The sequence below is a fragment of the Burkholderia sp. RF4-BP95 genome (assembly GCF_001521985.1).
Taxonomy (GTDB): Bacteria; Pseudomonadota; Gammaproteobacteria; order Burkholderiales; family Burkholderiaceae; genus Burkholderia; species Burkholderia diffusa.
Genome location: NZ_LOSX01000016.1, coordinates 1 through 20,622 on the forward strand (window position 1 = coordinate 1; position 20,622 = coordinate 20,622).

Genomic DNA, 20,622 nt, shown 5'->3' on the forward strand with positions numbered 1-20,622 from the left:
TCAGCTCGCGGCCATCAAGCGCCCACACTTATCGGCTGTTAATTTTTAAAGAGCATTTCTGCGAGAAACCTGGAGTTTCTCAGCAGCGCTGCGTTTTCAGCAGCAGAGAAGCGAAATTATGAACCATCTTTTTCAGCTCGTCAACAACTTTCTGAACTACTTCGTTGCGACGACTGGGGTTCAACTTCGTGTGCGCCCGGGCTCTACCACCGCCCTCGACCGCACCGCTTCCCTTCTTCCTCCGCGCTGCGTTTCCGTTAGCGCGAAAGAGGCGTGATTCTAAGCAGCTCCCGGCGATCGCGCAAGGGTTTGGTGGATTTTTCTTCATCCTCGCCGATTCTGCCTTCCGGCCATGCCGGAGCACGAGACCGCTTATGGTGCAAAGAACGGACTAGAATGTGAGGTTCTTCGCCCCTTTCTATACGTATTTAATATGCGCCAGCGAATCGCCAAACGCCTCCCCCCCGACGCCGACAAACTGGTCGGCCTGTCGCTTGCGCTCTTCGCCTCGGGCAGCCGCATCGAGGATCGCTTCTGGGAAGCGAAGCTCGATGCGCTACTCGCCAAGATCGTTCGCAACGGCAACCAGACCACGCTCGACGCAGCACTCGACCATCTGCAGCAGAACCACCCTGATGCCTATGGCGCGCTCGCCGACATGGCCGAGACGCATAGTGAATCGATGGTGGTCGAGCACGACGGCCAGCCGTACGATGCGCTGCTGGTCGCCGTTCCCGTTCTTGCCTGGACGCGCTACATGATTCCGTCGGGCCCGCTGAAAGGCGACGTCGCCGACGCACTGCGCACGCACCTGCAAGCGCACGTGCTCGCCACCGGCACGCTGGTCGGCCTGGCCCCGTTCCTGTACAGCATCGACCAACTGCCGCGCCACCACGTCGAGACTTACCGGCTCGCCCAGCAGCTCGCGCACGCGGCGCTCGGCCAGCACGCCGCCAAGCTCAGCTTCGGCGACTTGCCCGAAACCTCGCCGATCCTGGCAGACCCACGCTTCCTCCTCGCCGTCGTCGCCGCGCCGGCCGGCGCACCGCTGTTCCGCTGGCAGGAAGAAGAGCACGGCAATCGGATCGAACGCGGCCAGTGTCTCGAGCAATGGACCGCGCAGGGCGGTCCGAACCTGTCGATTGCCCTCCCCGGCTGCGAGTTCGAATGCCTGCTCCCGGACGCATACTATTCGGCCTGCCGTGATGCGGACGAGCGCATCCGTCCGCACACGGTCCGAACGGCAATCCGTTATCTTTTCGACACACTTGGTACGGCACCGCAAGAGCTGCGCGCCGTGGTCGCAGGCTTCGGCGAGCGACGGATCGACGAGTATCGCGTCGGCTTCACGCGACGCGCCAGCAACGACGTGATCTATGGCGTCGTGTGGCCGCTCTACGGCCGCGAAAACGGCGACGTGTCGATCGACAGCGCGACGCTCGAAGGCGAAGCACCGATCGAAGGGCCGCTCGAGGAGATAGTGAGTCTGCTGAAGGAATGCGGCGTAACCGACGTCCGCCGGCACGCGGGCCGCTTCGAGCCGGAATATTGCGACGACTGCGGCGTGCCGCTCTATGCGGATCCGCTCGGCGAAATCGTCCACGCGGAAATGCCAGAAGACGCCTCGCCCGCCCAACCGCACTTTCACTGATCGTACATCGCAGGCCCGCAGTGCCTGCCCGACGAAGCCGCTCCCGGTTCCAGCCGGAGCGGCTTTTTTCTCGTCCGCATTTCCGTCATTCGAAATTTCAGATTTCTCCTAAGCCTTTCAGCCAAGCAGACTTCGTGTAAGGTTTTTGTCATTATCGGACCCAACGCATGCCAACGGCAGCTCAATGACTCACCTTACGGAGGTTGAATATGCGGTTCCTGGTGCTGAACTCAGACGCCGAAAGGCGTGACGGACTGAAGGCCCTGCTGCGACAGATCGACCGTCACGCCAGCATCAACGATGCGCCCGATGGCTTCCAGGCGCGCCGGCTGCTGCGCACTCAGCGCTTCGACCTCGTTGTTATCGACTGGCTGGACGTCGGCCGCCTCTGCGAACTCCAGGCGCTCTGCAGCGCCTGCTCGCCGACACCCGTCGCGGTACTGATCGACGAATCCACGCCGGAAGCCATCCAGCGCTTCTACAACTATGGCGTCGCGGGTGTGATCCCGCACTCCACACGGCCGCACCTGATCGTGCGGGCGCTCGAAATGGTTCTGCTGGGCGGCCATTACATCCCGCCCATCGCACTCAGCCTGCTGCCCTCCACTGCCGCGGTACGCCACGACGCCCATTTCCAGACGCTCGCCGGATCGCTGCCGCGCCGCCCGCCAAGTGGTCTCCTGTCGCCCAGACAGGCGCAGATCATGCGGTTCGTCCATATGGGCAGCACCAACAAGATGATCGCTCGCACGCTCGGCATCAGCGAAGGCACCGTAAAGATCCACCTCGCCAGCATCTTCCAGCAGCTGGGCGCGGCAAACCGCGCCGCCGCAGTCGCGATCTACAACGGGTGGCTGTCGCCGCATCTCGAGGTGTTGCTGGCGAACCGCGATCGTGCAAGCAAGCCCGTCATCGGCGAACGCGGCCGGGTTCCGCTGCGCATGCAACGGAACGACCGTCCATACCCGCTGCCCGCCGCGAACACCGATACCCGGGACCTGCCGCTCGCGGCCGAACCGCCAGCTCGGTTTCGGCGCGAGCGCTGATCGGACAGTATCGATATTGCGACGGTCGACATGTGCGGATTCCCACCTTCGATGCTCAACGAGTAATATGGACGCATGGGTTTTCTTTTCACACCGCTTCCGCTCTGGGTTGGCATCGGTGGCTGGATCGCCGCCGTGGCATTGCTCGCGCTCGCGCTCTGGAATCGTCCCTTCGTCCGTCTCCAGGACGCAACGCTCCAGCACGTGTGGCTCGCGCTCGTCACCGCGATCACGGTGCTCTGGGCCTCGAATGCATGGCTCGAGGACGGCATCGTCATGCACCTGCTCGGCGCGACGCTGCTCGTCACGCTGTTCGACTGGACGCTTGCGCTGATCGCGATGGGCGCCGTCACAGCCGTCGCCGCTATCGTCTTCGATGCGCCGTGGCAAGGCATCGGCGTGACCTATCTGATCTACGGTGCGCTACCGGTCGCCGTGTCCGCGTTGCTGCAACGCGCCGCGATCGCGTGGCTCCCGCACAATCTCGCGTCGTTCATCACCGGTCAGGGATTCCTGTCACCGGCCATCGCGATCGTCGCAGTCGCAGCGGCCGCAGCCGGAGTCCAGCTCGCTCTCGCGGACGGCGTGCCCGTCGTCATTCCCGCAGGCTATCTGCTGAACACTGCGCTCCTCGCGCTCGGCGAAGCGTGGTTCACCGGCATGGCCACCGCGCTCATCGCCGTCTATCGTCCGGCGTGGGTCACGACGTTCGACGTTCGGCGCTATCGCCTCGGCGGTCCGCGCGCCTGAACGTGCCGGTCCGGTACGATCGGCGCGCGTGACGATCCGCTTCCGCAGCGCGGGAGAGTGCGACATCTACTGCCGCACAACTTTTTTACGCTAAGATTGAACTCCTGATCTTCATCGGACATCTATACGTGCCCGATGTCTCATTCGCTCCTCACCAATAACCAGATGGACAGCTCACCTGCCTCGCTCCGGATCTTCCGGGCGTTCGGCAAGCTGGCAGCCTGTGTCGCGGGCCTGTCGCTTGCGCTTCCGGCACCGGTATTCGCCGACCTCCTCGACCAGCGCTCCGAACTGATCAACAAATTCGTCAACGAGATGCATGCCGATCCGATCGTCGCCGATTGTGCGGCGCACGGCAGCTTCATCGCCAGCACATCGACGGCCTTCGACCGCGTCGACTTCGCACCGAACGCGTTCGAAAGCGGCAACGCGACAATTACGCCGTGGAACGATTCGTTCGATCAGGGCAAGCAGCGCGTGAAGGTCGACAACATCGTCACCGTGGACGGCCTCGGCGTCCACAGCGACGGCAGCGACCCGACACCGCTGAAATTCCGCTGTGGCTATGTCGGCCAGCAAATGCTGGCGTTCAGCTGGAACGATCCGGTGCCGCCACTGAAGCCGCTTGTCGAACGCCCGTCGTCGTCGACGAAGAAGTTCAAGGGCAAGTCGCACCGCGGCAAGGTCAAAGCCAAGGCATCCGGCCGCACCGGCAAGAAAGCCGTCGCAACGCAGAAATCAAGCGGCCAGAAGAAAGCCGTGAAGAAGAAAACCGCGAAGAAGTCCTGATTCGACAGAGCGGCAACGACAAAAGCAAAAAAGCCGGCGCATCGCACGATGCGCCGGCTTTTTCATATCGACGACGGTACGTTTACGCGAACGTCTCGACGTGCACCAGGATTGCCGCCAGCATCGCCGCGCCAAGCGCGGCGCTCCGCTCGCCGTTCCAGCCGACCCGCTCGTCCGGAAGGTTCGCATTGTCCTTGAACGGCATCTCGAGCGTCAGTGACAAGCAGCCGAACTGATGACCGATGTACTTCGACGCAAGCTTGAGCGCGTCTTCCTTGTACTTGCTCGCCGCATAACCGTGCTCGGTCTGGAAATCCGGGCTCGCGACCTTGAACGCATCGATGAATGCGGTTTGCTCCTTGCCCTGCTGCTCCGTGAAGCTCGGCAGCATTTCCGAACCCGCGACGAACACGTACGGCAGATCCTCGTCACCATGAATGTCGAAGAACATGTCGCAGCCGATCGAATGAATCGCATCGCGCACGGCCAGCACTTCGGGGCTGCGCTCGGCATCGGGCGCCATCCACTCGCGGTTCAGGTTCGCGCCCGCCGCGTTGGTGCGCAGGTTGCCGTGCACGCTGCCGTCCGGATTCATGTTCGGGACGATGTAGAACGTCGCGCGGTCGTACAGCTTGCGCGCCACCGCATCGCCCGCCCAGTCGCCCCACCCGGCCAGCCGCTTGACGAGCCCTTCGACGAACCACTCGGCCATCGTCTCGCCCGGATGCTGGCGTGCGATGATCCACACCTTCTTCTTCGGTGCGCCGTCGACCTCCGGCGTACCGAGCGTCAGCAGCGACATCGGACGGCCTTCAACCGTTCGGCCGAGCTCGACGACGCTCGCCTGCGGCAATTGCTGGACCGCGCCGAGGAACGCGGCATGCCGCTCTTCCGAGTACGGCTCGAAATACGCGTAGTAGATGCTGTCGAACTCGGGCGTGTGGTCGATGGTCATCGTCTTGCCGTCGAACGTCGTCGGCACGCGGAACCAGTCGACCCGGTCGTAGCTCGCGACCGCACTGTAGTTACGCCATCCTGACGGATACGCGCATTCGGCCGCATTCTCGAACGACATCACGCACCGCTCACCGCGTGCGCCCGTCAAACGGAAGTAGAACCATTGGGCGAATTCCGAGCGGTTGTCGCCGCGTACGCGCAGCCGGATCGCGTCGGGGCTGTCGCACGACACGACGTCGATGGCACCCGCGTCGAAATTGCTGGTGATCGAAAGGGTCATCTATCTCTCCAGTGTCGACCGGAACCGGCGGTTTGCCGCGCGTCCGGCCTCATGCATGCGCCGGCCGTCTCGTGAACGGCCGGCTTGGTCACTCGCCGATTCGCCGGCGATATACGTAAGTCGAATCGTTCGACGCAGCGGCGTCGAACGCGTAGTCTTCCACCGCGAAATCCTTCAGCGCCGCCGGTTCGGCGATGCGGTTCTCGACGATGTAGCGCGCCATCAGGCCACGGGCGCGCTTCGCATGGAAGCTGATGATCTTGTAGCGGCCACCCTTCCAGTCCTCGAACACCGGCGTGACGATCGGCGCGGCCAGCAGTTTCGGCTTGACCGACTTGAAGTACTCGGTCGACGCGCAGTTGACCAGCACGCGCGCCGCGCCGCTACGCGTCTCGAGCTGCTCGTTCAGCGCCCGCGTGATCCGGTCGCCCCAGAACGCATACAGATCCTTGCCGCGCGCGTTCGCGAAACGGGTACCCATCTCGAGCCGGTACGGCTGCAGCAGGTCGAGCGGTCGCAGCAGCCCGTACAGGCCCGACAGCACGCGCACGTGCTGCTGCGCATAGTCGAGATCGGCGGCCGACAGCGATTTGGCATCGAACCCTTCGTACACGTCGCCGTTGAAGGCGAGCACCGCCTGCTTCGCGTTGGCCGTCGTGAAGGTCGGCGACCAGTCCGCATAGCGCTGGAAGTTCAGCCGCGCGAGCGGGTCGGAGATATCCATCAGCGTCGAGATGTCCTGCGGCGACAACTTGCGCAGGCCGTCGATCAGTTCCGACGCATCGTCGACGAATGCAGGCTTCGTGTAAGACGGGACGTGGGCGGGCGTATCGTAGTCGAGGGATTTGGCTGGGGAGAGAACGATTATCATAGAGGCTCGCTGGCACGCCGTGCCTTGCGGTCAGACGAAAACCACCGATTGTAACGAATGACCCGCTCTCTCGCCCCGCATGCCGCACATCGCGTCGTGCTCGACTCGAACGTCTGGATCGACATACTCGTATTCGACGACCCTGCCACACGCCCGATCCGGGCGGCGCTCGAACGCGGCACGCTGGCCGCCGTAATCGACGGCCGCTGCCTGAACGAACTCGAGCTCGTGCTCGACTATCCGCAGTTTCAGGCGCGCGCGATCGACAAGGCCGAAGCGCTCGCGACGGTCGCCCGCCTGACGAGCCTCGTCGAGCCGCCGCCCGTCGACGCCGACGCGCCGCCCCTGCCGAAGTGCAAGGACCGCGACGACCAGAAATTTCTCGAGCTCGCGCGCGCCGCGCAGGCCGACTGGCTCGTGTCGAAGGACCGTGCGCTGCTCAAGCTCGCGAAGCGCACCGCGCGCGACTTCGGCTTCCGGATCGCGCAGCCCGCGCCGTTCACCGAAGCCTGCGCGCTCGATGCCGCATTGGCCACCACTCCCACGCCGGCCTGACGGGCCTGGCGCCACCCGCTTGCGACCGTATCGATGAACGCTCCTTCCGACATGCCTACGACTCCCGTTTTCCCCTCGCGCCTGCCGAACGTCGGCACGACGATCTTCACGGTCATGAGCGCGCTCGCCGCCGAGAAAGGCGCCGTGAACCTCGGCCAGGGCTTCCCGGATTTCGACTGCGACCCGCGCATCGTCGACGCGGTCGCGGCCGCGATGCGCAACGGTCACAACCAGTATCCGCCGATGGCCGGCGTCGCGCCGTTGCGCGACGCGATCGCCGACAAGATCGCGCAGGTCTACGGCCGGCGCTACGATCCGGCCACCGAGATCACGGTCACGGCCGGCGCGACGCAGGCCCTGCTGACGGCGATCCTGTGCGCGGTCCATCCGGGTGACGAGGTGATCGTCGTCGAACCGACCTACGACAGCTATCTGCCGTCGATCGAGCTAGCCGGCGGCAAGCCCGTGTTCGTCACGCTGGAAGCGCCCGACTATGCGATCCCGTTCGATCGCCTGGCCGCCGCGATCACGCCGAAAACGCGGATGATCATGATCAACACGCCGCACAACCCGACCGGCACCGTGTGGCGCGAGGCCGACATGCGCAAGCTAGAGGAGATCGTGCGCGGCACCAACGTGCTGATCCTGTCGGATGAAGTGTACGAACACATGGTCTACGACGGTGCGCGGCATGAAAGCGTCGCGCGCTACCCGGAACTGGCCGCGCGCAGCTTCATCGTGTCGAGCTTCGGGAAGACCTACCATGTGACGGGCTGGAAGGTCGGCTATGTCGCGGCGCCCGCCGCGCTGACCGCGGAGTTCCGCAAGGTCCATCAATTCAACGTGTTCACGGTGAACACGCCGATGCAGATCGGGCTTGCCGACTACCTGCGCGATCCGGCACCGTACCTGACGCTGCCCGACTTTTACCAGAAGAAGCGCGACTTCTTCCGCGCCGGCCTCGAGCGCACGCGCTTCAAGCTGCTGCCGTGCCCCGGCACGTACTTCCAGTGCGTCGACTATTCGGCGATCAGCGACCTGTCCGAAGCGGAATTCTCGAAGTGGCTCACGTCGGAGATCGGCGTGGCGGCGATTCCCGTGTCGGCGTTCTATCACGAGCCGCACGAATCGGGCGTCGTGCGCTTCTGCTTCGCGAAACAGGAAAGCACGCTCGCATCCTCACTCGAACGGCTCGCACGCCTGTAAGTCCTGCATGGGCGGCCGGGCACGGTACGACACCGCGCCCGCGCCGCGCTCACGAACGCGCGGCGCTCGTCGCCTCGACATAGGCCTTGCGATCGGCCGCCACGCGCTGCGCGACCGGCCGCTCACCGACCAGCTTCGCGTGCGCCTTCCAGTCGATGCCGGCGTCGAGCAGGAAATCGCGGCCGAAGATGGCCTTCGTCGCCATTCCGATCACCGGCAGATGGATCGCCGCGGCAATGTCCGCCAGCGTGAACGTGTCGCCGAGCACGTAGGGCGAAAACTGCGTCATCCGCTTGAATGCATCGATCGCGCGCGGCAGGCGCTTCTCGACGTGCGCCTTCATCCCGTCGCTGACCTTGCCGCCGAAAAACGCTTCCGTATAGACCTCGCGCGCGGTCCATTCGAGATACAGTTCGAGCGTCTCGACGAGTTCGCGCACCTTCGCGGCCGCGAACGGTGCGACCGGAAAAATGGCCTTGTCGGGATAACGCGCCGCCAGATACTCGATGATCACCTGCGATTCGAACAGCGCGCCCTCTTCCGTCTTCAAGAACGGAATCTTGCCGAGCGGCGAATCGGCGAGCAGTGCCGGATCGCTGATCGGCAGACTGCATGCCGATTCCTCGAACGGGATGTCATGTTCGAGCAGGACGAACTTCACCTTGTTGTAATAGTTGGACAACGGAATACCGCACAGCTGTAGCATCGGAGTCTCCTTCGTTGCTGAAGCGCGCCGCGGCGATGCCGGCGGCATCGGGATACGTCGCGCTGAAAAGCACGTTCGTGCTAGTCTAAAGCAGTTTCGCGTCCGTCATGACAACAATACATCCGCTGCGACAGCGCCCTCACGGGTATGCGTATGCGCCCGCGCAACATGCGGCGCCGCAGCCTCGCCATCCGATGGAGACACCTTCGCATGAGTGCTGAACTGCTGGCCTCGCGTCCACCCGAGAGCGAATCGACGCTCGTCCTCACGCTGTCCAATCCCGGCGCACGCAACGCGCTGCATCCCGACATGTATGCGGCCGGCGTCGAGGTGCTCGCCACCGCCGAGCGCGACCCCGCCATTCGCGCTGTCGTGCTCACGGGTGCCGATCGTTTCTTTTGCGCGGGCGGCAACCTGAACCGGCTGCTCGACAACCGCTCGAAGGATCCGTCCTACCAGGCCGACAGCATCGATCAGCTCGCCGCGTGGATCACGGCGATCCGCGCAACGAGCAAGCCCGTGATCGCGGCAGTCGAAGGCGCGGCGGCCGGCGCGGGCTTTTCGCTCGCGCTCGCATGCGACCTGATCGTTGCCGCGCACGACGCGAAGTTCGTGATGTCGTACGCACGCGTCGGCCTCACGCCCGACGGCGGCGGCTCGTGGTTCCTCACGCGCGCACTGCCGCGTGCGCTCGCCGCCGAAATCCTGTTCGAGGGCAAGCCCGTCGTGGCCGACCGCCTGCATGCGCTCGGCGTCGTCAATCGGCTCGCCGTGCCCGGTGCCGCGCTGTCCGACGCGCTCGCATGGGCCGACTCGCTTGCCGGCATCTCGCCGAACGCGCTCACGCGCATCAAGTCGCTGCTCGACGATGCGACCGCACAGCCGCTCGATGCGCATCTGGGCACCGAGCGCGATCACTTCGTCGCATCGTTGCATCATGCGGATGCATTCGAAGGCATTACCGCGTTCCTCGAGAAACGCCAGCCGCGCTACAAGCGCTGATCCGCACGCCGTCGCTGCGACGACACGCACGCGCAGGCGCGCGGCCGCACGTTTCCGTCGCCTGCAGCCCGCATCGATCCATGCTCTAATGACCGCCTGTTGCGGCGCCCCGCCGGCGCCGTTTTCGCGCATGCCATAAAGGAGTTGACGATGATCGACGTCTACAGCTGGGCGACCCCGAACGGCCACAAGATACACATCATGCTCGAGGAAACGGGCCTCGCGTATCGTGCGCATCCGGTCGATATCGGCGCGGGCGATCAGTTCAAGCCCGAATTCCTGAAGATCAGCCCGAACAACAAGATCCCTGCGATCGTCGACGCGGACGGCCCCCGCGGCAAGCCGATCTCGCTGTTCGAATCGGGCGCGATCCTCGTGTACCTGGCGGAAAAGACCGGCAAGTTTCTGCCGACCGAGCCGGCCGAGCGCTACGCGACGCTCGAATGGCTGATGTTCCAGATGGGCGGCGTCGGCCCGATGCTCGGGCAGGCGCACCACTTCCGGCTGTACGCGCCGGAGAAGATCGACTATGCGATCAATCGCTATACGAACGAAGCGAAGCGCCTGTACAACGTGATGGAAAAGCGTCTCGGCGAATCCGAATATCTCGCCGGCGACACGTACACGATCGCGGACATCGCGACGTTCCCGTGGACGCGCTCATGGCAGAACCAGGGCATCGTGCTCGACGAACTGCCGAACGTGAAGCGCTGGCACGAAACGATTGCCGCGCGTCCGGCCGTGCAGCGCGGCGTCGAAGTCCTCGCATCGCTGCGCAAACCGCTGCAGGACGACAAGGCACGCGAAATGCTGTTCGGCGCGACGCAATACGCAAAGCACTGACGAACCACGCGCCGTGCGACGCGGCGGCATCCGTCGATGCCGCCGCGCGCATCAGAAGTAGTGCAGCGTAATGAATTCCGCCGCGCAAACGAGCAACGGCACGTCCGGACGCTCGACCTGCATCGACACCGACCACGTCACCTGCACACCGCCCCGCGCGGCCTCCGCGGCTTCCTTCACCGCGAACAGCGCGCGCACGCGTGCGCCGACCGGCACCGGCTTCAGGAACCGCACGCGATTCAGTCCGTAGTTCACGCCCATCTTCTGCTCGAAGCACATCGCATCGGTCATCAGCGCGGGAATCAGCGACAGCGTCAGGAATCCGTGCGCGATCGGGCCGCCGAACGGCGACTCGCGCCTCGCCCGCTCGGGATCGACGTGAATCCATTGGTGATCGCCGGTGGCGTCGGCAAAACCATCGACGCGACGCTGATCGATCTCGACCCAGCCGCTCGCGAGCGGCTCCGCGCCGACGCGCTCGTGCAGCGCTTGCGCAGACGCGATCAGCGGCAATGTCACGTCCGTCATGCGCCCGCTCCTTGCGGATGACGCAGTCCGAAGATCACCTTGGTATGCACGGTGATCACCGTGTCGCCGGCGCCGTTGACGCCGATCCACTCCGTCGACACGATGCCGCGATCGGGCTTGCTCTCCGACACGCGCTTGTCGTGGACCTTCTGGTACATCGTGATCGTGTCGCCGGCACGCACGGGCTTGAGCCAGCGGATCGAGTCGATGCCGGGCGAGCCCATGCTGGTCGAATCCGGTCCCAGCTTCTTGATGAGCAGGCTCATGAACACCGAACACGTATGCCAGCCGCTCGCAACGAGTCCGCCGAACGGCGATGCCTTGCCAGCCTCCTCGTCGAGGTGGAACGGTTGCGGATCGTAGCGTTGCGCGAACGCCTTGATGTCGTCCGATTCGAACGTATAGCGGCCGATTTCGGTCGTACTGCCGACTTCCAGATCTTCGTAGCTGATACCCACTGTCTATCTCCTATGGCGCGCTCGCGCGTCGCCGTCATGCCGCGTCGGTCTGCGCGAAATCCGGCAGGGCCGCGATGCGCGCAAGATGATGATCGGTGTCGCCGAGTGTCGTCTCGATGATCGACAGCCGCTTGAACAGGTGTGCGGCGGCAACCTCATTGGTCACGCCCATGCCGCCGTGCAGTTGCACCGCCTGCTGGCCGACGAAGCGTGCGGCCGCGCCGACCCGCGCCTTCGCGGCCGACACCGCCTTGCGACGCGCATCGGCATCGCCGCCCGCGTAACGCACCGCGGCCAGGTAAGTCAGCGAGCGCGCCTGCTCCGCGTGAATCAGCATGTCGACCATGCGGTGCTGCAGTGCCTGGAAACGTGCAATCGGTACGCCGAACTGTTCGCGCGTCTTCGTGTATTCGACCGTCGCGCGGTTCAGCTCGTCGAGTGCGCCGACCGCTTCCGCGCAGAGCAGGAAGGTCGCGTAGTCGGCAACCTGCTCGAGTGCGGCCGCATCGCGTGCGCCGCCCGTCAGCTGCCGCGCGGGGGTGTCATGCAGCTCGATCGTCGCGGCGCGCTGGCCGTCGATCGTCCGGTAGTCGACGAACTTCGCCCCCGCGGCATCGCGCTCGACGACGAACAGGCCGATGCTGCCGCCATCGACACGCGCGGGCACGATCCACGCATGCGCCTGGGCGCCGTGCTGAACGACCGATTTGGTGCCGGTCAGCCGATACGTGCCGCCGTGATCGCGCGCGTGCGTATCGAGTTCGTACAGGTCGTAGCGCGCCCGTGGTTCGTGGAATGCAACGGCCAGGCGCTTCTGCCCTTGCGCGACCGCTTCCAGCAGCGCGGCATCGTCGCCCGTGCCGGACCCGGCGACGCGCAGCGCCTCGACGCCGACCGCCGTCGCCCAGTACGGCTCGACCACGAGTGCACGGCCGAGTTCCTGCATCGCGACCAGCATGTCGACCGGGCCGCCGCCGAAGCCGCCCTGTGCATCCGGCACGGGCAGCGCGGTCAGGCCCAGCTCCGCGAATGCGCTCCATTGCGCGTCCGACACGCCGGCATCGCTTCGCACGATGGCCTGGCGCGCGTCGAAACCGTATTGCTCGCCGAGATAACGGCGCAGCGCGTCGGCAAACTGTTGCTGCTCATCGGTAAAGCTGAAATCCATGGTTGTCTCCGTTCCCTGATCACAGCCCCAGGATCATCTGCGCGATGATGTTCTTCTGAATCTCGTTCGAACCGCCGTAGATCGACGTCTTCCGGTAATTGAAGTAGTAGGCGGCGAGCGGCGCGGCATCGTCGTCGCCCGCGCTGCTGTGTTCGCGTTCGCCCTCGAGGAACGGGACGTCGAACGGCGCGGCGAGCGGGCCAATCGCCTCGAACATCAGCTCGGTAAGCGCCTGCTGCACCTCGGTGCCCTTGATCTTCAACATCGATGCCTCGGGGCCCGGCCCCTTGCCGCTCGTCTCGCGGCTCACGACACGCAGCACCGTCACCTCGAGCGCCATCAGTTCGACTTCGAGCGCCGCGACCTTCGCGGCAAACACCGGATCGGCGAGCAGCGGCTTGCCGTTCTTGCGCTGGTTCGACGCCACGCGTTTCAGGAATGCGAGTTCGCGCTTCGACGCGCCGACGCGTGCGATGCCGGTGCGCTCGTGGCCCAACAGGTATTTCGCGTAAGTCCAGCCGCGGTTTTCATCGCCGACGAGATTCTCGACGGGCACCTTCACGTCCTCGAAGAACACCTCGTTGACTTCGTGATCCTCATCGAGCGTGATGATCGGGCGCACCGTGATGCCGGGCGTCTTCATGTCGATCAGCAGGAACGAGATGCCCTCCTGCTTCTTCGCCGCCGGATCGGTGCGCACGAGACAAAACATCATATCCGCGTACTGGCCCAGCGTCGTCCATGTCTTCTGGCCGTTGACGACGTAGTGGTCGCCGTGACGTTCGGCACGCGTGCGCAGCGATGCGAGATCCGACCCGGAGCCCGGCTCCGAATAACCCTGGCACCACCAGTCGGTGCCGTCCAGGATGCGCGGCAGATAGTGGCGCTTCTGCGCTTCGCTGCCGTATTTCATCAGCACCGGCGCGACCATCGATACGCCGAACGGCAGCACGGTCGGCGCGCCGATGCGTGCGCACTCCTCATCCCAGATGTGGCGCTGCGTCGCGTTCCAGTCCGGACCGCCGTATTCGGCCGGCCATGCGGGCGCGGACCAGCCGCGCTGGCCGAGAATCCGGTGCCAGCCCGCGAAATCCTCGCGGTCGAGTCGTTTGTGATCGAGTACCTTGGCGCGCAGTGCATGAGGCAGGTTGGCCTCGAGCCAGGCGCGAACGTCGACGCGGAACGCGTCGTCGGCGGGGGAATAATCCAGATCCATGCGCAGTGTCTCCTGACCGCGGCCGTCCGGCCCGGCAAGGACACACTGCGTACGTCATTGCAGCGGTTCTTTCAGCGCGGCAGGAATCGGCAGCGGCATCACGTCGATGCCTTCTTCGACCAAGGATTGCGCATCCTCCGGCGTCGTGACGCCACGAATGCTGCGCGCCGGCGCCTCGTTGTAATGAATGCGCCGCGCTTCCTCGGCGAAGCGCTCGCCCACGTTCTCGGTCTTCTCCAGCACCTCGCGCAGCGCGCGCATCACCTGCGCCTGCAGCGCGCGCGGATCGGTCGGCTGTGCCTGCGTCGTGCCCGACAGGTTCAGGCGCGGCGCCGACGGCATCCGGTTGATCTCGGTCGTCCCGCACACTGGACATTCGACCAGCTTGCGGGACAACTGCGCTTCGAACTCATCGGCGGAAGCGAACCAGCCTTCGAACCGATGACCGTGCGGGCACTGTAAATCGAGGACCTTCATGCTGAATCAGGGCGTGTGGCGAGTGTAGCGCAAAACGCGCTTTTGTGAACGATCGTGCTAAACCAGGATCGCGCGGCCGGACAGCGGCCGCGTCACAGGATTGTAACGCGGCGCCCCACCCGCCGCTGACGCGCCGTCAGGGCTTCTCGACCGGGCCGAGCGGCCAGGCGCCGGACAGGACCTTGTCGAGCCACATCGTGCCGATGATCGTCTTCACGTCGGTGATCTGGCCGGTGCGCACCCACTCCTGCAGGTCGGGCAGCGTCGCCGTGAAGGTTTCGAGGAATTCGCCTTCGTCGAGCTTGCGCTCGCCCGCCGTCAGGCCGCGCGCGAGATACAGGTCGATGAATTCGGTCGAATAGGAAATGATCGGGTGAATCCGGGCCAGGAACACATATTCGCGTGCCGTGTAGCCGGTTTCCTCGCGCAGTTCGCGCACCGCGCAGGCAAGCGCGCCCTCGTTCGGATCAAGCTTGCCGGCGGGGAATTCGGCCATGACCTTGCCGATCGGATAGCGATACTGGCTTTCCATCAGCACGCGGCCGTCGTCGAACAGCGGGATCACCATCACCGCGCCGGGGTGCTGGACGTATTCGCGCGTGGCCTGCTTGCCGTCGGGCAAACGAACGGTATCGCGCTTCAGCTTGAGGAACGAGCCGTCGAAAATCGCCTCGCTCTCGAGGCAGGTTTCGGTCAGTGCGGCGTCGTGATTGGGTAGTTCGGCCATCGGCGGGCTCCGGAGGAATGAGCACGCGACGGCCGAAGCCGTCAGCGTCGTTTGACGAGATACTGGAACGTGAAGCCGGGAAACGCGAACACAACGAAGAGACTGAACGTGATCGCGTAGAACTGCCAGCCCTGTTCGAAGCGGTTGCCGGCGCGCGACTCGAGCCAGAAGCCGAGCGCACCGACGACGAAATACAGCACGATCAGCTCGCCGATCCGAACCCACGCGTTCTTCTTCGTCGCACCGATCGGGACGACGGCGAAGAGGCGTTGGTTCAGGAACGGCACGTTGGCGCATACGAGCGCCAACAGCACGATGAACCAGCCAGCTGCCGACATTACAGCGGCAGCGTGTGACGGATCGCCTGCAGGCAGGCCGTCAGCAGCGGGCTCGGGATCAGGCCGAGCACCACCACTGCAATACCGTTTAGCACGAGGATCGTGCGCTTGCAGAAATCGCCGGTAACCGGGGTCGCGTCGTGCGGTGCATCGAAGTACATCAGCTTGACGATGCGCAGATAGTAGAACGCGCCGAACAGCGACGTGATCACAGCCAGCACGGCCAGCCACGTGAGACCCGCGTTGACGGTCGCCTCGAGCACCGCGAGCTTCGCGTAGAAGCCGACGGTCGGCGGGATACCGGCCAGCGAGAACATCATGACCATCATCACGAACGCGAACACCGGGCTGCGCTTGTTGAGGCCCTTGAAGTCGTCGATCGTTTCCGCTTCGAAATCGCGGCGTGCGAGCAGCATCACCACGCCGAACGAGCCGAGCGTCGTGATCAGATAGACGATCGCGTAGAACATCGCGGAGCTGTACGCGTTCGCCGGTGCGGTCGCGTCGCCCTTCACGATGCCGGCGAGCAGGCCGAGCAGCACGAAGCCCATGTTCGAAATCGCCGAGTACGCGAGCATCCGCTTGATGTTGCGCTGGACAATACCGGTGATGTTACCGACGATCAGCGACAGCGCCGCGAGGATCACGAGCGCGGTCTGCCAGTTCTGTGCGAGCGGCAGCAGGCCCATCACCAGGAAACGCAGGCCCCACGCGAACGCGGCAACCTTCGGGCCACCGCCGACGAACAGCGTCATCGCGGTCGGTGCGCCCTGGTAGACGTCCGGCACCCACATGTGGAACGGCACGGCGCCGAGCTTGAACGCGATACCGGCGACGATGAAGACCACGCCGAACATCAGCACGGCCGCGTCGGTGTTGCCGCCGACCGCCTTGTACACCTCGCCCAGCTCGAGCGAGCCGGTCGCGCCGTAGAGCATCGAAATGCCGTACAGCACGAAGCCCGACGCGAGCGCGCCCAGCACGTAGTACTTCATCGCGGCTTCGCTCGACTGCGCGGCATCGCGGCGCAGCGCGATGACGGCGTACAGCGACAGCGACATCAGTTCGAGGCCGAGGTACAGCGTCAGGAAGTTGTTGCCCGACACCATCACCAGCTGACCGAGCAGCGAGAACATGCCCAGCAGGAACACGTCGCCGCGGAACATGTCACGGTCTTCGAGGTACTTGCGCGAATAGACGAGCGAGACCGCGAAGCCGAGCGACACGACGGCCTTCATCATGCTCGCGAACGAGTCGACGACGACCATCCGCGAGAAGAAGTAATACTGCTGCGGGTCCAGCGCCTGCACCGCAAACCACACGCCGGCGACGACCGACGAAACCACCGCGATCAGATAGGTCAGGCGGCGGCCAGCGGCACCGGTAAAGGTGTCGTTCAGCCATGCGACGACGATGGCGACCATCACCAGCGCGTCAGGCAACAGGACATTCATAGGTGCGTTCATGATCTTGATTTCCTCCGCTCGCGATTACTGGGCCAGCGGCAGCTTCGACTGCGCGACGTGGGAGAGGAGGTTTTCCACGGAAACGTGCATCACGTCGGTGAAAGGCTTCGGATACAGACCCATCAGCAGCGTGAACGCGGCGAGCACGGCCAGCATCACGAATTCGCGACGGCCGATATCCTTCAGCTTGGCAACGTGATCGTTCGCGACCGCGCCGAAGTACACGCGCTTGTACATCCACAGCGTGTAGGCGGCGCCGAGGATCAGCGTGAATGCCGCGCCGAATGCGATCCAGAAGTTGTACTGGACAGCCGCGAGAATCACCATGAACTCGCCGACGAAACCCGAGGTGCCCGGCAGGCCGCAGTTGGCCATCGAGAACAGCATCGCGAATGCCGCGAACTTCGGCATCACGTTCACGACGCCGCCGTAATCGGCGATCTGACGCGAGTGCACGCGGTCGTACAGCACGCCGATGCACAGGAACATCGCGCCCGACACGAAGCCGTGCGAGATCATCTGGACGATCGCGCCTTCGACGCCGAGCTGGTTGAAGATGAAGAAGCCGAGCGTGACGAAGCCCATGTGCGCGATCGACGAATACGCGACCAGCTTCTTCATGTCGGCCTGCACCATCGCGACGAGGCCGATGTAGATCACCGCGATCAGCGACAGCGTGATCACGACCGGTGCCAGGAAATGGCTTGCGTCAGGCGTGATCGGCAGCGAGAAACGCAGGAAACCGTACGCACCGAGCTTCAGCATGATCGCCGCCAGCACGACCGAGCCGCCCGTCGGCGCTTCCACGTGCGCATCCGGCAGCCAGGTGTGCACCGGCCACATCGGCACCTTCACCGCGAACGCGAGGAAGAATGCAATGAACAGCAGGATCTGCGGCGTCATCGCGATCTTGGCGTTCTGCCACGTCGCGAGGTCGAACGAATGCGTCTGCGTGTACAGGTAGATCAGCGCGACCAGCATCAGCAGCGAGCCGGCCAGCGTGTACAGGAAGAACTTGAACGCCGCGTACACGCGGTTCGGGCCGCCCCACACACCAATGATGATGTACATCGGGATCAGGGTCGCCTCGAAGAACACGTAGAACAGCAGGCCGTCGGCCGCCGAGAACACGCCGATCATGATCCCGGACAGGATCAGGAAGGCCGCGAGGTACTGCGCGACGTTCTCGGTGATCACCTCCCACGCGGCGATCACGACGATCACCGTGATCAGCGCGGTCAGCACGACGAACCACATCGAGATGCCATCGACGCCGAGGTGGTACGAGATGTCGAAGCGTTCGATCCAGGTCGACTGCTCGACGAACTGCAGCGCAGCCGTGCTCGAGTCGAAGCCCGTGATCAGCGGAATCGTGACCGCGAGACCGAGCAGCGAACCGATCAGCGCGACCCAGCGGGCCGTCCCCGGATTTTTGTCGTTACCCACCGCGAGCACGAGGAGGCCGAAAACGATCGGCAGCCAGATCGCGGTACTGAGAATCGGAAAAGCGTGCATTAGTGTTGTCCCCCCGCCTTATTTGCCGCCGAGCGTTACAAACAGGGTCAGGAGCCCCAGCATGCCGATGATCATGGCGAACGCGTAGTGATAGATGTAACCGGATTGGAGGAAGCGGATCACGCCGGCGAACCAGCCGATGAACCGCGCGCTGCCGTTGACGAGACCGTCGATCACGACGACGTCGCCTTCCTTCCACAGGCCGCGGCCGATCGCCACCGAACCACGGGCGAACACCACTTCGTTGATCTTGTCCATGTAGTACTTGTTGTCCAGCAGCGTGTAGATCGGACCGAACGCGCGGCGGATCGACGCCGGCAGCTCCGGACGCTTCAGGTACAGGAACCACGCAACGACGACACCGGCGAGCGCCAGCCACACCGGCAGGCCCGACACCGAGTGCAGACCCATGCCCACCCAGCCGTGGAACTCTTCGGCCATCTCGGCCAGTGCCGGATGGTTTTCGCCGATGAAGATCACCTTGTCGAACGCGACGCCGTGCTGGAAGAAGTCGCCGAACAGCATCGGGCCGATCGCGATCGCACCGATGATCACCGACGGAATTGCCAGCAGGACCAGCGGCACCCACACGACCCACGGGGTCTCGTGCGGCTCGTGCGCGTGGTCGTCATGACCGTGGCCATGGCCGTGATCGTCGTGGCCGTGCGCGGCCGCCATGCCCATCGGCGATTCCGGATGCTTCGGCTTGCGGAAACGCTCTTCGCCGTGGAACACCAGGAAGTACATGCGGAACGAGTACAGCGCCGTGACGAACACGCTCGCGACGACCGCGAAGTACGCGAAGCCCGAACCCGGCAGATGCGACAGCTTCACCGCGTCGATGATCGAGTCCTTCGAGTAGAAGCCCGAGAAGAACGGCGTACCGATCAGCGCCAGCGAACCGACGAGCGACGTGATCCACGTGATCGGCATGTACTTGCGCAGGCCGCCCATGTTGCGCATGTCCTGGTCGTGGTGCATGCCCATGATCACCGAACCGGCGCCGAGGAACAGCAGCGCCTTGAAGAACGCGTGCGTCATCAGGTGGAACACGGCGACCGGGTAAGCGGACACGCCGAGCGCGACGGTCATGTAGCCGAGCTGCGACAGCGTCGAGTACGCGACGACACGCTTGATGTCGTTCTGGACGATCCCGAGGAAGCCCATGAACAGTGCCGTGATCGCACCGATCACCGTGATGAACGACAGCGCGGTATCCGACAGTTCGAACAGCGGCGACATGCGCGACACCATGAAGATGCCGGCCGTCACCATCGTCGCCGCGTGAATCAGCGCGGAGATCGGGGTCGGGCCTTCCATCGAGTCGGGCAGCCACACGTGCAGCGGGAACTGCGCCGATTTACCCATCGCGCCGATGAACAGGCAGATACAGGCGACGGTCAGCAGGCCCCAGTCGGTGCCCGGGAAGTGCAGGCTTGCGAGCTCGGCGCGCTTCGCGAACACTTCGCCGTAGTTCATCGAACCCGCGAACGCCAGCAGCAGGCCGATGCCCAACAGGAAGCCGAAGTCGCCCACGCGGTTCACGAGGAACGCCTTCATGTTCGCGTAGATCGCGCTCTCACGCGTGAAGTAGAAGCCGATCAGCAGGTACGACACCAGACCCACCGCTTCCCAGCCGAAGAACAGCTGCAGGAAGTTGTTGCTCATCACGAGCATCAGCATCGAGAACGTGAACAGCGAGATGTACGAGAAGAAGCGCTGGTAGCCGTCTTCTTCCGACATGTAGCCGATCGTGTACACGTGCACCATCAGCGAGACGAAGGTCACGACGACCATCATCATCGCGGTCAGCGAATCGACGAGGAAGCCGACTTCGAGTTTCAGCGAGCCGACGTTCATCCATTCGTAGACGGTCGCGTTGAAGCTCGCGCCGCCCATCACGTCGAGGAAGACTTTCGCCGACAGGAGGAACGCGATCAATACGCCGAGGATCGTGATCCGGTGTGCGCCCTTGCGCCCCACTGCGTTCCCGAACAGCCCCGCAATCAGCGAGCCGGCCAGCGGAGCGAGCGGAATCGCCAGCAGCAGGTTTTCATTGAGTGTCGTTGACAT

21 protein-coding genes are annotated in these 20,622 nt (G+C 64.3%); 8 read left to right on the forward strand and 13 right to left on the reverse strand.

The window, feature by feature from the left end:
* Positions 1 to 433 precede the first annotated feature (433 nt).
* The 4 genes from WS46_RS03925 (at position 434) to WS46_RS03940 (ending at position 4,236) form a co-directional block, all read left to right on the forward strand.
* Positions 434 to 1,651, forward strand: a complete 1,218-nt coding sequence (locus tag WS46_RS03925; RefSeq protein ID WP_059689367.1) for a DUF2863 family protein — start codon at positions 434 to 436, stop codon at positions 1,649 to 1,651.
* 209 nt (positions 1,652 to 1,860) lie between these two features.
* Entirely contained in the window at positions 1,861 to 2,697 is an 837-nt protein-coding gene (locus WS46_RS03930) for a response regulator transcription factor (protein ID WP_059689368.1), read from the forward strand.
* Between the two features lie 75 nt (positions 2,698 to 2,772).
* The gene (locus WS46_RS03935; protein ID WP_059533167.1) at positions 2,773 to 3,447 is read left to right on the forward strand and encodes an energy-coupling factor ABC transporter permease; all 675 of its coding nucleotides are present in this window, start codon (positions 2,773 to 2,775) and stop codon (positions 3,445 to 3,447) included.
* A gap of 135 nt (positions 3,448 to 3,582) precedes the next feature.
* A complete protein-coding gene (locus tag WS46_RS03940; protein WP_059689369.1) occupies positions 3,583 to 4,236 on the forward strand; it encodes a BspC domain-containing protein in 654 nt (217 codons plus the stop codon).
* A gap of 82 nt (positions 4,237 to 4,318) precedes the next feature.
* On the opposite strand, the gene WS46_RS03945 is transcribed toward WS46_RS03940, so the two are convergent.
* A complete protein-coding gene (locus WS46_RS03945) occupies positions 4,319 to 5,473 on the reverse strand; it encodes a M14-type cytosolic carboxypeptidase (RefSeq protein WP_059689370.1) in 1,155 nt (384 codons plus the stop codon).
* Between the two features lie 88 nt (positions 5,474 to 5,561).
* On the reverse strand, positions 5,562 to 6,344 hold the full coding sequence (gene yaaA, locus WS46_RS03950; RefSeq protein ID WP_059689371.1) for a peroxide stress protein YaaA: 783 nt from the start codon (positions 6,342 to 6,344) through the stop codon (positions 5,562 to 5,564).
* A 57-nt stretch (positions 6,345 to 6,401) separates the two neighbouring features.
* Here yaaA and WS46_RS03955 point away from each other — a divergent pair, with 57 nt between their 5' ends.
* Together WS46_RS03955 and WS46_RS03960 are read left to right on the forward strand one after the other, a co-directional pair.
* A complete protein-coding gene (locus WS46_RS03955) occupies positions 6,402 to 6,899 on the forward strand; it encodes a putative toxin-antitoxin system toxin component, PIN family (protein WP_059689372.1) in 498 nt (165 codons plus the stop codon).
* A gap of 33 nt (positions 6,900 to 6,932) precedes the next feature.
* The gene (locus tag WS46_RS03960) at positions 6,933 to 8,105 is read left to right on the forward strand and encodes a pyridoxal phosphate-dependent aminotransferase (protein WP_059689373.1); all 1,173 of its coding nucleotides are present in this window, start codon (positions 6,933 to 6,935) and stop codon (positions 8,103 to 8,105) included.
* A gap of 49 nt (positions 8,106 to 8,154) precedes the next feature.
* Here WS46_RS03960 and WS46_RS03965 read toward each other — a convergent pair whose 3' ends face one another.
* Positions 8,155 to 8,811, reverse strand: a complete 657-nt coding sequence (locus WS46_RS03965; RefSeq protein WP_059689374.1) for a glutathione S-transferase — start codon at positions 8,809 to 8,811, stop codon at positions 8,155 to 8,157.
* A 210-nt stretch (positions 8,812 to 9,021) separates the two neighbouring features.
* Between WS46_RS03965 and WS46_RS03970 the strand changes: the two genes are divergently transcribed.
* Together WS46_RS03970 and WS46_RS03975 are read left to right on the forward strand one after the other, a co-directional pair.
* Complete coding sequence (locus WS46_RS03970; RefSeq protein ID WP_059689375.1) at positions 9,022 to 9,813, forward strand: oxepin-CoA hydrolase, alternative type; 792 nt, start codon at positions 9,022 to 9,024, stop codon at positions 9,811 to 9,813.
* A 150-nt stretch (positions 9,814 to 9,963) separates the two neighbouring features.
* Positions 9,964 to 10,656, forward strand: coding sequence for a glutathione binding-like protein (locus WS46_RS03975; protein ID WP_059689443.1), 693 nt, complete (start codon positions 9,964 to 9,966; stop codon positions 10,654 to 10,656).
* Between the two features lie 51 nt (positions 10,657 to 10,707).
* Here WS46_RS03975 and WS46_RS03980 read toward each other — a convergent pair whose 3' ends face one another.
* The 10 genes from WS46_RS03980 to nuoL all read right to left on the reverse strand — a co-directional run bounded on the left by WS46_RS03980 (position 10,708) and on the right by nuoL (position 20,622).
* Complete coding sequence (locus tag WS46_RS03980) at positions 10,708 to 11,184, reverse strand: MaoC family dehydratase (protein ID WP_059689376.1); 477 nt, start codon at positions 11,182 to 11,184, stop codon at positions 10,708 to 10,710.
* Positions 11,181 to 11,642: a MaoC family dehydratase gene (locus WS46_RS03985; RefSeq protein ID WP_059533186.1), complete on the reverse strand. Its 462-nt coding sequence runs from the start codon at positions 11,640 to 11,642 to the stop codon at positions 11,181 to 11,183. The genes WS46_RS03980 and WS46_RS03985 overlap by 4 nt, the downstream gene beginning before the upstream one ends.
* Positions 11,643 to 11,676: 34 nt before the next feature.
* On the reverse strand, positions 11,677 to 12,810 hold the full coding sequence (locus tag WS46_RS03990; protein ID WP_059689377.1) for an acyl-CoA dehydrogenase family protein: 1,134 nt from the start codon (positions 12,808 to 12,810) through the stop codon (positions 11,677 to 11,679).
* A 19-nt stretch (positions 12,811 to 12,829) separates the two neighbouring features.
* Positions 12,830 to 14,026, reverse strand: a complete 1,197-nt coding sequence (locus WS46_RS03995) for an acyl-CoA dehydrogenase family protein (protein WP_059689378.1) — start codon at positions 14,024 to 14,026, stop codon at positions 12,830 to 12,832.
* A 54-nt stretch (positions 14,027 to 14,080) separates the two neighbouring features.
* Positions 14,081 to 14,503 (reverse strand): DUF1178 family protein, encoded by a 423-nt coding sequence (locus WS46_RS04000; RefSeq protein WP_059689379.1) that lies wholly within the window; start codon positions 14,501 to 14,503, stop codon positions 14,081 to 14,083.
* 136 nt (positions 14,504 to 14,639) lie between these two features.
* A complete protein-coding gene (locus WS46_RS04005) occupies positions 14,640 to 15,230 on the reverse strand; it encodes an NUDIX domain-containing protein (RefSeq protein ID WP_059533190.1) in 591 nt (196 codons plus the stop codon).
* Between the two features lie 41 nt (positions 15,231 to 15,271).
* Positions 15,272 to 15,568, reverse strand: coding sequence for a DUF2818 family protein (locus WS46_RS04010; protein WP_059533192.1), 297 nt, complete (start codon positions 15,566 to 15,568; stop codon positions 15,272 to 15,274).
* Positions 15,568 to 17,022 (reverse strand): NADH-quinone oxidoreductase subunit NuoN, encoded by a 1,455-nt coding sequence (gene nuoN, locus WS46_RS04015; RefSeq protein ID WP_179949126.1) that lies wholly within the window; start codon positions 17,020 to 17,022, stop codon positions 15,568 to 15,570. Before nuoN ends, WS46_RS04010 begins: the two co-directional genes overlap by 1 nt.
* Positions 17,023 to 17,058: 36 nt before the next feature.
* Positions 17,059 to 18,549: an NADH-quinone oxidoreductase subunit M gene (locus WS46_RS04020; RefSeq protein WP_059533196.1), complete on the reverse strand. Its 1,491-nt coding sequence runs from the start codon at positions 18,547 to 18,549 to the stop codon at positions 17,059 to 17,061.
* A gap of 18 nt (positions 18,550 to 18,567) precedes the next feature.
* The gene (nuoL, locus tag WS46_RS04025) at positions 18,568 to 20,622 is read right to left on the reverse strand and encodes an NADH-quinone oxidoreductase subunit L (RefSeq protein WP_059533198.1); all 2,055 of its coding nucleotides are present in this window, start codon (positions 20,620 to 20,622) and stop codon (positions 18,568 to 18,570) included.

What these genes read in the sequence shown, in the direction of transcription:
- nuoL (WP_059533198.1), bottom strand. Translation starts at nt 20,622, where the DNA reads ATGTCAACGACACTCAATGAAAACCTGCTGCTGGCGATTCCGCTCGCT.
- nuoN (WP_179949126.1), bottom strand. Translation starts at nt 17,022, where the DNA reads ATGAATGTCCTGTTGCCTGACGCGCTGGTGATGGTCGCCATCGTCGTC.
- WS46_RS03935 (WP_059533167.1), top strand. Translation starts at nt 2,773, where the DNA reads ATGGGTTTTCTTTTCACACCGCTTCCGCTCTGGGTTGGCATCGGTGGC.
- WS46_RS03965 (WP_059689374.1), bottom strand. Translation starts at nt 8,811, where the DNA reads ATGCTACAGCTGTGCGGTATTCCGTTGTCCAACTATTACAACAAGGTG.
- WS46_RS03925 (WP_059689367.1), top strand. Translation starts at nt 434, where the DNA reads ATGCGCCAGCGAATCGCCAAACGCCTCCCCCCCGACGCCGACAAACTG.
- WS46_RS04010 (WP_059533192.1), bottom strand. Translation starts at nt 15,568, where the DNA reads ATGTCGGCAGCTGGCTGGTTCATCGTGCTGTTGGCGCTCGTATGCGCC.
- WS46_RS04020 (WP_059533196.1), bottom strand. Translation starts at nt 18,549, where the DNA reads ATGCACGCTTTTCCGATTCTCAGTACCGCGATCTGGCTGCCGATCGTT.
- WS46_RS03960 (WP_059689373.1), top strand. Translation starts at nt 6,933, where the DNA reads ATGAACGCTCCTTCCGACATGCCTACGACTCCCGTTTTCCCCTCGCGC.
- WS46_RS03955 (WP_059689372.1), top strand. Translation starts at nt 6,402, where the DNA reads ATGACCCGCTCTCTCGCCCCGCATGCCGCACATCGCGTCGTGCTCGAC.
- WS46_RS03980 (WP_059689376.1), bottom strand. Translation starts at nt 11,184, where the DNA reads ATGACGGACGTGACATTGCCGCTGATCGCGTCTGCGCAAGCGCTGCAC.
- WS46_RS04000 (WP_059689379.1), bottom strand. Translation starts at nt 14,503, where the DNA reads ATGAAGGTCCTCGATTTACAGTGCCCGCACGGTCATCGGTTCGAAGGC.
- WS46_RS03995 (WP_059689378.1), bottom strand. Translation starts at nt 14,026, where the DNA reads ATGGATCTGGATTATTCCCCCGCCGACGACGCGTTCCGCGTCGACGTT.
- WS46_RS03940 (WP_059689369.1), top strand. Translation starts at nt 3,583, where the DNA reads ATGTCTCATTCGCTCCTCACCAATAACCAGATGGACAGCTCACCTGCC.
- WS46_RS04005 (WP_059533190.1), bottom strand. Translation starts at nt 15,230, where the DNA reads ATGGCCGAACTACCCAATCACGACGCCGCACTGACCGAAACCTGCCTC.
- WS46_RS03975 (WP_059689443.1), top strand. Translation starts at nt 9,964, where the DNA reads ATGATCGACGTCTACAGCTGGGCGACCCCGAACGGCCACAAGATACAC.
- WS46_RS03970 (WP_059689375.1), top strand. Translation starts at nt 9,022, where the DNA reads ATGAGTGCTGAACTGCTGGCCTCGCGTCCACCCGAGAGCGAATCGACG.
- yaaA (WP_059689371.1), bottom strand. Translation starts at nt 6,344, where the DNA reads ATGATAATCGTTCTCTCCCCAGCCAAATCCCTCGACTACGATACGCCC.
- WS46_RS03990 (WP_059689377.1), bottom strand. Translation starts at nt 12,810, where the DNA reads ATGGATTTCAGCTTTACCGATGAGCAGCAACAGTTTGCCGACGCGCTG.
- WS46_RS03930 (WP_059689368.1), top strand. Translation starts at nt 1,861, where the DNA reads ATGCGGTTCCTGGTGCTGAACTCAGACGCCGAAAGGCGTGACGGACTG.
- WS46_RS03945 (WP_059689370.1), bottom strand. Translation starts at nt 5,473, where the DNA reads ATGACCCTTTCGATCACCAGCAATTTCGACGCGGGTGCCATCGACGTC.